Here is a 10933-nt window from a genome sequence, read left to right on the forward strand (position 1 = left end):
ATCTAGTTGCCGGGGAGAGAATTTATCCCCTACGCGGGGGGTCGCTCCGATCCATGCTCACTTCGTTGCGCTGTTCGGAGCGTAACCCACGTGTCAAGGGGTGACGGTGTTATTTCGCGATTTGTTCTGGCTCATAGCACCTGATGTGGACTCATCGAATCTGATCTTTCGATACGTCAATATGATGCAGACTCAGGGCATCTGATGCGGTGTGTCATTATCGCTGCCCCATGGGGTTGGCTGCGGACGAACGGGAGCGCGGAGTTGTCGGTCGGGTTGGACGCATTCGAGGTCGGCTTCGTGGGCTCGGGTGGGGTCGAGGTTCGGTGCTCGTTGGCCGACGCGGCGGCGGTGCGGTTCGAGCGGGTTCCGCCGATCCGATCGATTCCGTCGTATCAGGGCCAGCGGCACAATCCTGGCTTGTACTGGTCGGCGACGATGTCGGCGCATGTGGAGTTCGAGTCCTGGTTGGAGCGTGACGAGGCGTTGGTGCTGGATTTCGATCCCGACGTGACTGGGTTCGCGGCGCAACCGTTCTGGCTGTTCTGGCGCGATGGGCACAGAAGTCGATCACATGCACCGGATTTGTTCGCCCGCCGGGCCGACGGCACCGGGGTAGTGGTCGATTGTCGACCTGCGGCGCGGATCAAGCCGCGGGATGAGGCCTCGTTCGTAGCGACCGCGCGGGCATGCGCGTCGATGGGCTGGATCTCTCGGCGAGTGAGCGAGCACGATCCAGTCTGGTTGACGAACGTGCAGTGGCTGGCAGGGTATCGACACCCTCGTCACCGAGTGGATTCGACGGCGGCGGCATTGGTGGCGGCGTTCGCGAAATCTCGGCCGATGATCGAGGGCGCGCGTTCGGTAGGCGATCCGGTGGCTGTATTGCCGGTGTTGCATCACCTGTTGTGGTCGAAGGAGCTGATCGTGGATCTGTCACAGCGGTTGGAGTCGGTGTCGATCGTGTCGGCGGCGGCGAGATGATGAAGCTGCTGAAGGTCGGCGACCGCGTATTTTTCGACGACGACGAGCATCTGGTGGTGGCACTGTCCGGTGTGCGGGTGAGGTTGGAGGCAGCCGATGGGGCCGCGTCGGTGGTTCTGGTGTCGCATCTGGTGGACTCGCCAGGGTTCGCGATCCTCGGCCAGTCCGACGCCGGGTTCGGGTCGGGTGGACTGGCTGGGCAGAGCCTCGCCGACGTTCCTGCTAATGCCGCCGAGCGAGCTCGTGACTGGGAACGACACGTGGTCGAGGTCCAAACCGGGTTGCCGCCCGGAGCGGATCCGGGAGCCACTCCTCGACCCGAGTACGACCCGGCGCGGACCACCATTCGCCAGCGCGAGGCAGCCAAGGCCGCCGAATTGACTGCAGCGGGGTTTCCGACCAGCGCGATCACGGTTCAGCGGATGCGCAGCCGCTATCGTTCCGGCGGCGTGCGCGGGCTGGTCGACGGCAGGGTGACACGGCCGTCGTCGACCTATCGGCGCACTGACGAGCGCGTGGTGGCAGCGGTCCTGGATGCGTTGGACGGGGAAACGAAACGGTCCACCGGAACCCGGGATCGACTGCGCCGGCAGGTAGAAATGCTTCTGGTGCAACGGCACGGTGACGGGGTGGTCGCGATGCCGTCGAAGGCGACATTCAACCGACTGGTGACAGCGCTGTCGACGGGACAGTACACGTTCGGTTCGGCGAAGACGCGGCGATCCGCGGCCAATCGGCCGACCGGTCCCTTCACCACGACATGGGCGTCGCGGCCGGGACAACACGTTCAGATCGACACGACGCCGTTGGACGTGTTGGCGGTCTTCGACGACGGGATCGCCCGACGAGTCGAGTTGACCGCAGCGGTCGATGTCGCAACGCGCACGATCGCGGCGGGAGTGCTCCGCCCGGTCGGTACCAAGGCGGTGGATGCATCGATGCTGCTGGCGCGGATGCTGGTACCTGAGCCGATGCGACCGGGTTGGGCAGACGCGTTGCGGATGTCGGTGTCGCGGTTGCCATATCGAAGTCTGGCAGACATCGATATCCGTATGGAGCAGGCTGCGGCGAAACCGGTAATCGTCCCGGAGACGATCGGCTGTGACCGCGGAAAGGTCTACCTGTCCGAAACGTTCCTGCGGTCGTGTCAGGCGTTGGGCATGTCGGTTCAGCCGTCCCATCCGCGCACTCCGACCGACAACAGCGTGATCGAGCGGACATTTTCCTCGATCAACACCCTGTTCTGCCAGTATGTCGCCGGTTACGTCGGCCGCGACGTCAGCCGCCGCGGCGCGCATGTCGAGGACGAAGCTGCGTGGTCGCTGGCGCAACTGCAGGATCTGTTCGACGAGTGGGTGATTCACTGGCAGCGCCGTCCACACGACGGGCTGCGCAGTCCCGACAGCGGTCAGGCGGTGTCACCGAACGAGATGTACGCGGTGCTGGTCAGCGCCGCAGGCTATCTGCCGTTGATGCTGACCGGTGAGGACTACATCGAACTTCTGCCTTCGCAATGGCGCACCATCAACGATTACGGGGTGCGCCTCGACCGGCGCACGTACGACGATCGCGCGTTCAATCCCTATCGGCGCCAGCATTCCGGTGTCACCGCCCGCAACGGGGCTTGGGAAGTCCGCTACGACCCGTACGACTTGTCTCAGGTGTTCGTCCGCAACCATCACGAAGGTGGTTGGATCCGAGCGACCTGGACGCATCTACCGATGGTGTCGGCTCCGTTCGCGGACTTCACCTGGCGTCACGCCCGCCAGACCGTCGCCGATGCCGGGCCGACAGATGAACCGGTGGAGACCGCGACCGCGCGGGCGCTGGCAGACCTGCTGGATCGAGCATCCGCCGGCCCGGATACACAGCCAGCACCCAGGAATCGCCTCAGGACCAAGGTTGATCGCAAGATCGCGGCCCGTACCCGGGCTGCGACACCTCACCGAGCCACGGTCGCGCCGGATGACCTGCGAGTGCTCGACGGTGACGACTTCGACGAGGGCAGCGGTGGTGACGAAGGCGAGTGGGGCACGGTGATCCCGTTCGGTGTCTTCGACGCCGCTGCGGAGGCACAGCGGTGGCCCTGACCAGTATGAGTAAATTCGACCCGCCACCGGACGCCCCACTCACCACCAAAGAAGGCTGGAAACGCTGGGTTGACCGTGATCGCTCTGCGCCTGAACTGCGCGGAGACTGGCGCGAGCTGGCACCGCCCGAACGTGCCGACTACGACGATACCCGGCTGGACTACCACTCTGAACTGATCGTGGTGAACACCCCGACCATCCAAGACATCACGAAAACCGTTCGGCGGCTGTTGATTCTCAATCGTCGCCAGATATCGGCTCGGCGCGGGCTAATCGTCACCGGTGGCGCGGGCACGGGCAAGACCACCGCGTTGACTCAGTTGGGGCTGGCGCACGAGCTTCGAACGCGGTTGCGCACTCCTGTTCGGGGGACACGGATTCCGGTCGTTTACATCACCTTGCCCCCGGCTGCGACCGCGCGCATGGTCGCGGTCGAATTCGCGCGGTTCCTCGGTCTTCCACTCACGGGACGTGCCAATCTCACCGACATCACCAACTCCGTCTGCGCGGTCCTCTGCGCCGTCGGCTGCGATCTGGTCCTCGTCGATGAGATCCACAACATTTCGCTGACCACCCGAGCGGGCGCAGAGGTATCCGATCAACTGAAATACTTCTCCGAGCGCATTCCCGCGACATTCGTCTACGCCGGAATCGACGTTGAGCACGCCGGCCTGTTCTCCGGCATCCGCGGCCGCCAGATCACCGGCCGCTTCGCCACCATCTCCTCCCACCCGTTCGCCTACGGCAGCACGGCGCAGCGCGAACACTGGAGCGCTCTCGTCGTCACCCTCGAGCAAGCGCTACGCCTGCACCAGCACAAACCCGGCACCCTCGCCCGGCAGGGCCAATACCTCTACCAGCGCACCAACGGCATGCTCGGCAGCCTCTCGCACCTCATCCGCGGCGCTGCTATCGACGCAATCCTCGACGGCAGCGAAAAGATCACCAAAGCCCATCTCGACGCCCAGCGCCTCGACCGCGCCGCCAACATTCAGCCGGAGTTGGCTCCCAGCAAGGGTTCGGCCAAACGAAGTGGCGTTGCATGACATCTCGGCGGCGCCCGAGCGAGCAAGCGCGCCCACTGCCCATTCCCATCCCGCCCTCGATGAACGAAACGATCGAGTCTTACCTATACGCCGACTCGCCGTGGTCAACCACGTCAGCTACGGCACGCTGCAGCGTCATCTCGGGCTCGATCCCGCGCGGTTGGGATTGCGCATCCGGCCCGGTAACCTCGTCAGGCTCGTCGCCATCACCGGCTATTCGCGCGAGCAGCTCACACGCACGCTTCCTCAGCTGTCGAACCGGCACACCGACACTGCCCGCCTCGCGGACTGGCCGCGACCGGCCTGTCCTGCATGCACGAACCGTCACCGCGGTGGCGCGGTGACCCGTTACTACCCGTCGTACGTTCACGCCTGCCCGAAGCACCAGATCTGGTTCAGCGGCGGACGATTCGATCGCGGCCGCGTGCTCGATATCAGCGGCACGCCGGCAGTCCTGGCCGCTCATTCCAGACATCGGCGCTTGGCGGAACGGCGCGGACCGCAACCGACCCAGTACGCCTTCAACGTCGCTCGCGGAGTGTGGAACAACCTCCATTCGTTCCCGGCGTACAGCGGCGTCAAGGAAAGACTCGGCATCCTCGAGCCGAATGCGAGGCGGTTCATTGCCCTCGACGACTGCGAATACTTGGCAGCCAGCTATCCCAACGTCGTCAACACCGCTGCACTGCTCGTCTCACCGCATTGGCGTCGGATCGCGTCCAGGCAGCGGACGTGTACTCAATTCCTCACCGAGCTCGGATGGCGGACAAGCGGCGAACGGCATCCCTACTGGCCACACGGCAACAGCGACCCCATCGTGAAATGGATCAGCGGACTTACCCGTGTAGGCATCGACTGGAACAAATTCTGACCACAGTCGATCGGCTGCGATGGAGAACCGTCTGTGTGTGCGGGCGATTCGCTAACGGGACTGCTACACGGTGGTTACAGCCAAGTGTTCGCAATTGAGCGAGTCCCCGTGAAGAAGTAAATAGATGGGAGTACGGCAGAGGAGGGCCCCGGTCGAGCAGTTTGCGGGGCGGTCGTCGAGCCCACCGCGACTGCCAAAAGGACAACTCAGGTTCGCGAACCGCGCCCGTTGATCGAGTGCGCGCGCGGTGGGTGATCCGGTGGCGGCACTTCCGGTGCACTATCACCTGCTCTGGCGGCGGGAATTGATGACGGATGGTGGTGGAGGCTGGCCCACCTGCCGGACAACATTGCGATTCGGCGATGTTTAGTCGCAACACTATTCCAGGGCGAGACGCTGCGAACCTGAACTATCGGTCCCACTCTGCAAATAGATCGTTCCCCAATCGACGCCGGTACGGTCGTGGGCATCGGCCTCCCTTCCCTCCAGCGAAGTTTGTCGTCGGTCTCGGCTGGAGCCCCGCAGGCCTCGGCTCGGCACATGCGCTACCTGAGGGTGGAGTTGAGGCATATTGGCACGCTCCGTAAAAGCATACGGTATCGACGTACGGTATGGCAGATACGTATTTAATATTGACAGCGGGGGTGGGTGTCGATAGTTTGTGTTTGGAACCAGGATGTGCGCTGTCGGACCAAGACCCAGGCCAAGACATTGGCGCGTTTCTTAAATTTCGTCATGGCGCGAGGGGGCTCGAATTCAGGAACGCAGATAATTTGTTGGTCGACTGCCACTGCTGCGGTCAGCTTTAATTCTCCCGAAATGATGCAATGGGGCGCCACATTCAGGGTGTGGCAGACGGTCACAGTGCAGGCTGAGGCCGTGGGCTCAAAGTGTTTGTCGTGTCCGGTATTTGGATTTAGGCTGAGGAGACCTTCCGCTCTATGTGTATCTATCTCGGTGCCGGTTTCTAGGTGGACCTAATGGTGTAAAACGGTTGCGTTCCAACCGGTTACAGCATGAGCCAAGTATATTCTCTTGTGCGTCAACATGTTTCTGTCACGAATCAATGCGAGAACCTCAGAGGGGTAAGTCGCCTCGTATGGGCTGTTTTGTGTGCAATTCATCCAATGCCTGAAATTTCGACAATGAATGGAGAGTTTCGATGGACAGTGAAGTGCAGAACAAGTATGTAGCTGACGACCACGAAGAAGGCGACCAGGCGGTTGAGGCACCGGCGGACACCGAGAGTGTAGACGCGGGAGTGATCGCCGATGATGCACTCGAGGACCTCGATGACCTGGACGATGTGGACTTCGATCTTGACGAAGTCGAGAACAAGATTGCGCCACTCGCTCTTGCCGAAGCGGAATTGGTGGGGTACCTGTGACCGTCGGATCCGTGACCGCCGATCATCCAGTCATCTCCGAGGTCGCGACCGGACCGGCTGCATCCTATGCCGGTCTCCGGCAAGCGATTTCCGACATGCGTTCCAGCGGTGCAACGTTTGGCTCTTTACCGACGGACTATGCCGCTGAATGGGCGACCCTCTTCCCCGGTGAGGTCACCCCTGCCCTTCCTCTGCGCGACATCGCGCTGGCTGCTTCCGAACGCCGTCTGCATAGGGAAAGTGAACAGGTTTACAGAACGATCGCGGTCGCAGCCGCAGCATTGTGTGCCGGGATGATCGAGCTCGATCGGCCACTGGTTCTTCGCGGCCTCAACCAGACCGATCTCAGCTCGTTGCGAGGATTCATGCGGGCATTCGAGTTCGCGCGGATGGATCCATCGGCGCGGATCGTTATCGACGATATCGGCGCGGTGCGTGTCCCGAAGGGAGTCGAGGCTGATTTTCGTGCAGACCGGCGACGTTGCTTGGCGAGGATGGATGCGTCAGTGGCTGAATCAGGGTGGATGATCGACTCAAGCCCTGCGGTACCCACGAGCGGCGTCGGGCAAGAGGCGGGCCTTTTCGAGGCGGCGATCGGCGATCAAAATCAATTAGTCGACCGGCTTGCCGCGGCGCTGTCCTACTGTCAGGCTGGATTCTTCAGCGCCAACTGGGAGGGTATGGCGATCGTGGCGCTCGAATCGCTGCATCTTCTGCCTGATCTCAGTGAGGCCCGAGTCACCCAAATTCTCGACCAGGCGATCCGCAGTGGCGACGACCGTGAAGCCGCCATCGAATTTGAACCCGGAATCTTGCGCACTGCTACTGATCTCGGTGCGTACTTCGCAAAAGTTCTCGGCATCCAGGCAACCTTCCGCGGCGATCAAACCTCTGCCTTGAACTGGTTCCGTCGGATGCGTGAGGCAGAGGAAGGGCTTTCGCCGGAGGTCCGAGCTCAATCACATCTCTACAGTGCGCTGACCTTGACGAAACGAAAACGCGAACTGCCAGCAGCCGTCGGTGAACTGGAAGCTGGTTTTGCTGCACTCGCCCCGATTCGCGGTGAGCCTGCGAGTATGCGTCGCGAGCGAGGATGGTTGCACAATCTTCGGGGTCTCACTTTCTTTGCCGAGAAGCGGCACAAATCCGCATTCGAGCAGGAGAAGCAAGCGCTCGAATGCCTTGCCGATCTAGATGACGCGAGTTCGACGCACCTGCGGATCAATATCTATTCGAACATCAGTGTCCTGCAAGAGCGTTCGGGTAAACCCGAAATGGCGCTCCGTACCTGGGAGAGGTTCGCTGGCGTAGCGGGTGCCGACAGCATCAGTTTCCGCAAGCATCACTCCTACCGTTCAGCAGGGTTGAAACTGCTGGTGGGCCAAAGCGACGTCGCGGTCGCTGAACTCGGCACTGTGCTCGAGGCCGCGAGAGCGGGCACCGACGATTTCCATGAGTGTGAGGTAAACCTCGAGCTCGGCGGTCTTCACCTGCGGCTCAGCAACACTGACGCCGCTGAGAGTCATTTCGTGCGTGCAGAGGCTGCCGCACGACGGATCGGCGACCCATATCGCACCGCGCAGGCGATGGCTGGCAGAAACACAGCAGGTGACTCGACGGTATCCACCAAAACTGCCATCGATATCGCGAGAAGAAGCCTCACTCATCCGCGCGCTGCGGCCGAGTTGGCTGCTGAGCTTTCGAACGGATGCGTTGCGATCGACTCGCTTCCGCAACCGCGCACGAAACTGAACCGGCCATTCGACCTTGTCAATTTCCAGGACTGCGGATGACAGGACAACTCCCCTGGAAAATGGGATCGCGTCTACTGCTACGTCGGGCAGGATTTCCGATCGATATGTGGCATGAGCTCGGCCACGAAGTTACCGCCGACGCATCGGGGCACTATCGAGATTATGTTCGACAGCTCGATGCAATACGGGCAGAGCTGCTGGAGAAAATTGTTGGTGCTGTGGCCCAGGCTGCGGCTGAGGACGACAAGACTAGGCTGCGCGCCTGTTCTCGGGTGCGAAGTCGAGTCAATAGATACCTCGATATCGAGCCAACCGCGGAACTGGTGTCGCTCGGCAGGCAGATCGACGACTATCGCACTGCGCTACGTAACGCGACAGCCGCATCAGAGCTGTTGCTCGAAGCCGGCACCCAGGAATTGCGGGACCGTCCCCATCGGGTACGAAACATGCTGCTCGACCCACGGTTCCGGGACGCGGTGCTTCAGCTCGCGCCTTCGGCCTACGCCGAAGTCGTGCGATCGACAGCACGTCCGGCCGAACGGGTACAAAAGGCCAAAGACCGCGCTTTTCATCGACGCATGTATCTCTATGCGCAGCGGCTCGCTGGGAAGAACGAAACAACCAGTTTCTTTGGACCACTTGTCCACGGTCGAATCGATGTCGGTATCTCCGGTATCAGGCTGGGCCCAGAGACTGAGGGTGGGGTGCGCGCGGTTGAGGCGTTCTTCTCCTTCTGGGCGGTCTGTGCTCTTGCCGAATGCATCGCGTCTGAGCCTCTAGTGGTGGATCGGGTGCCGCTGACATGGGTACCTGCATGCAGACTCGAACCCGGCGCTCTACACCTATCCGATGGTCGCCGGGTTCGACTGACCGGTGAGCGGGCGCTAGTTGCCGATGCAATCGACAACGAACGCGGACGTGCAGCGATAGCAGAAAAAACTGATCTCGATGCTGTAGTCGTCGAAAGCATTGTCGAGCGATTGAGCCGTATCGGTGCGGTGCGAACAGTCCCGGAACCACCGTCGACATCATCACGGCCGCTGGACTGGCTCATCGCGTGGACAAATACCTACGCCGCGGATACGCGCTGGCCCGGCATCCTCGCCGAATTGAACTCGGGCGCTAACAGATACGCCGAGGCGGCCGACGACATCGCGCGCCACAACGCGCTGGAGGAATTGGAAGCAAGATTCGCTGCCGTGTCTGGTGTGGAGGCTCGGCGAGCGGCCGGCCGTATGTATGCCGACCGTGGCATCGTATCGATCGATGCGTGCGGAGATCAGACTCCAGTGATCGTCGGACACGATGTTGCATGCGACTGGGAAGCACAGCTAGGCCCCGTACTCGACGTTGCCATTCATTATGGTGAACTGCGGACGTCAGCTGCGGCCGGACTCGTTGCGGAGCTGATGCGGTCCCGGGGAGTTACTGATATCGCCTACGACGAGCTGATTCGTTGGACCCAAGACCTCAGCCAGGAGCAGGTCGTGGCGTTGGACGCGCCGTCGGAGGCCTTCCGCGACGAATTCACCGCGTTGGTAGCGGGTTCCGTTGACCGCCGCATCCCCCAGAACGCTGTACTGGAGCCAGAGCAGTTTCGAACATTGTTGCCGCCGAACGCATCCGGGGCGCGTTTCGTCAGCCCTGACATCATGATTGAACTCGACTCGTCGGGACGGCAGCGGCTAGTGCTCGGCGAACTACATCCCTACGTCTTCAGTTGGGGTTCGCAAAGCCATTTCTCCGAGGAACAGGACCTACCGGACGTTGATCTGGCACCCTGGGGCGGCGCCGGCCGACTGGCCACTGTGATCCGTAGACGCCAGCACAAAGGACTGGTTTCCGACATCTTTCCCGGACACTTCATCGAAGTAACCGCGGTAGCGACCGATAACCCGGCACGGTCGATCCCGTTGTCGCAAGTGCGGGTGCTGCTGACATCGGGTGGACCGAAACTACGCTGCCCGACCGGGGAACTGGTGCTCTATGCCGGTGAGGACGACCACCTGCACTTGCGTGCATTCGCCGCGCCAGCAGCATCCCTGCCCACAGTGCGCCTCGGTGAAGCAGCACCGAGAATCTTCGTCGGTGACGTTCTCGTGCAGCGAGCTCGATGGTGGTGCCAGACAGTGGATCTGATTCCAGACCGAGGTACGCAGTTACCCGAAATCGTGAGGCGTGTCCAGTGGATGCGAGCTCTGCGCGGTGTGCCTCGATTCTGCTTCGCCGGAGTTCCTCAAGAACCCAAACCGATCGGGATTGACTTGGATAACCCCCTTGCAGTCGACGCACTCGCCGCGATATTGCGGTCGGCAGATGCACAGCAATTCACGTTGACCGAGATGCGTCCACAGCCGGACCAGCTGTGGTTGCGTCACCATGGAAAACCGACGACCTCGGAATTTCGTGTCACGTTCACCCGGAGCGATCCATGACGCACAGCTGGAACATATTGTCGACGCTGGTGCTGCGTAGCGCGGGCTTTCCATGGCAGCTGGTCGAGTCGCTTCGGTACCACCACAGCGGGGAGCTGGTCGCTGAGATCATCGACCTGGAAGACCACGCGAGGACTCTCGCGGAGAACCTGCCCGGCGTCCGGCTAAGCCGTGGTGACCGAAGCAAACTGAGGACATTACGTCCACTCGCCTCCCGCGAGGATAATTTTCCTGAGCAGTGGCTGACCGAGTGGAACAAGCAGACCTCGGCATTAGCTGACAAGCACGAACATCTCGCTGAAGCCATCACAGTTGTCAACGTCGGATGAAAAGTGATCGGTGATCGTCGGACGAAAATTCACCACC

Annotated in this window: 8 protein-coding genes; all 8 read left to right on the forward strand. The window is 61.6% G+C overall.

Annotation, left to right across the window (positions count from 1 at the left end; genetic code table 11):
- Positions 1 to 204 precede the first annotated feature (204 nt).
- Complete coding sequence (locus ACKAMS_RS30685; protein WP_202975881.1) at positions 205 to 984, forward strand: TnsA-like heteromeric transposase endonuclease subunit; 780 nt, start codon at positions 205 to 207, stop codon at positions 982 to 984.
- Positions 981 to 3074, forward strand: a complete 2094-nt coding sequence (locus ACKAMS_RS30690) for a Mu transposase C-terminal domain-containing protein (RefSeq protein ID WP_238704740.1) — start codon at positions 981 to 983, stop codon at positions 3072 to 3074. Before ACKAMS_RS30685 ends, ACKAMS_RS30690 begins: the two co-directional genes overlap by 4 nt.
- A gap of 5 nt (positions 3075 to 3079) precedes the next feature.
- On the forward strand, positions 3080 to 4120 hold the full coding sequence (locus tag ACKAMS_RS30695; RefSeq protein ID WP_372581649.1) for a TniB family NTP-binding protein: 1041 nt from the start codon (positions 3080 to 3082) through the stop codon (positions 4118 to 4120).
- Complete coding sequence (locus ACKAMS_RS30700) at positions 4107 to 4991, forward strand: hypothetical protein (protein ID WP_147343755.1); 885 nt, start codon at positions 4107 to 4109, stop codon at positions 4989 to 4991. The genes ACKAMS_RS30695 and ACKAMS_RS30700 overlap by 14 nt, the downstream gene beginning before the upstream one ends.
- Positions 4992 to 6153: 1162 nt before the next feature.
- Positions 6154 to 6378: an ammosamide/lymphostin RiPP family protein gene (locus ACKAMS_RS30705; protein WP_118604027.1), complete on the forward strand. Its 225-nt coding sequence runs from the start codon at positions 6154 to 6156 to the stop codon at positions 6376 to 6378.
- On the forward strand, positions 6375 to 8171 hold the full coding sequence (locus tag ACKAMS_RS30710) for a tetratricopeptide repeat protein (RefSeq protein WP_372581650.1): 1797 nt from the start codon (positions 6375 to 6377) through the stop codon (positions 8169 to 8171). Before ACKAMS_RS30705 ends, ACKAMS_RS30710 begins: the two co-directional genes overlap by 4 nt.
- 284 nt (positions 8172 to 8455) lie before the next feature.
- Positions 8456 to 10567, forward strand: coding sequence for a hypothetical protein (locus ACKAMS_RS30715; protein ID WP_202975882.1), 2112 nt, complete (start codon positions 8456 to 8458; stop codon positions 10565 to 10567).
- A complete protein-coding gene (locus ACKAMS_RS30720) occupies positions 10564 to 10896 on the forward strand; it encodes a hypothetical protein (protein WP_408989976.1) in 333 nt (110 codons plus the stop codon). The genes ACKAMS_RS30715 and ACKAMS_RS30720 overlap by 4 nt, the downstream gene beginning before the upstream one ends.
- Positions 10897 to 10933: the final 37 nt, after the last annotated feature.

Origin of the sequence: Rhodococcus sp. 5A-K4 (genome assembly GCF_046097995.1) — a bacterium.
GTDB lineage: Bacteria > Actinomycetota > Actinomycetes > Mycobacteriales > Mycobacteriaceae > Rhodococcus_F > Rhodococcus_F erythropolis.